The sequence below is a fragment of the Streptomyces sp. rh34 genome (assembly GCF_002551245.1).
Classification (GTDB): Bacteria; Actinomycetota; Actinomycetes; order Streptomycetales; family Streptomycetaceae; genus Streptomyces.
This window is the reverse complement of record NZ_NTGZ01000565.1, coordinates 1-842: the sequence shown is the minus strand read 5'-3', so window position 1 is coordinate 842 and position 842 is coordinate 1. Positions and strand designations below refer to the sequence as shown.

The window sequence follows — 842 nt, the reverse complement described above, 5'->3', positions numbered from 1 at the left end:
AGCCCGCTCAGAGATGTGTATAAGAGACAGGCGCTGGGCCGGGCCGGGGCGCAGGCCGCCGCCCGGTCCGACCTGCACTGGGCGCACGGACTGCTGGAACGGGCGGTGGACCTGTGCCCCGGGGACCCGGCGGCGACGCGGCGGCTCGGCGAGGTACGGGTGGCGTTGGGCCGCACCGGGGAGGGGGCCGAACTGCTGCGCCGGGTAAGGGACTCGGGGTCCGACGCGGTGGAGGCCGCGCATGCCCGCCTCGCGCTCGCGGTGCTGGATCCGGGCGGCCCGGGCCCCGGCCCCGCCGCCGTCGCCCGGGCCGTGCTCCCGGTCTTCGAGGCGGCCGGGGACTCGGCCGGCCGGGCGCGGGCCCATCTGCGGCTCGCCCAGCAGTTCCAGCGGTCCGGGCGGCACGAGGAGGCGGAGCGGGACCAGGCGCGGGCCCTGGAGCACGCGGTGCTCGCCGGTGCGGAGCCGGAACGGGCCGGGGCGCTCGGCGCGATCGGCGTCTCCCTGTGGCGGGGGCCGGTTCCGGTGCCCACCGCGGTGATCCGCTGCCGGACGCTGCTGGCGGCGCACGGGGCGGGCCGGCCCACGGTCCAGGTCACCCTCAACTGCCCGCTGGCGGTGCTGTACGCGCTCCAGTGCCGGCCCGACGACGCGTACCGCTGCCTGGCCGAGGCGGAACGGCTGGCCGGGAAGCTGGGGTTCGCCGAGGCGGAGGTCTTCCTACCGGTGTTCCGGGCGGCGGTGGAGGCGCTGCTCGGCCGGAGCGCCGCCGCGCTGGACCTGCTGGACCGGGCGGACACGGCGGCCCGGCGCACGGGGGCGGCCGGGATGCGGACGGCGGT

General features: G+C 79.1%; 1 pseudogene. It reads left to right on the top strand.

The window, feature by feature from the left end:
- Positions 1-842: pseudogene (locus tag CR470_RS38225) on the top strand (adenylate/guanylate cyclase domain-containing protein); the annotation flags it as partial.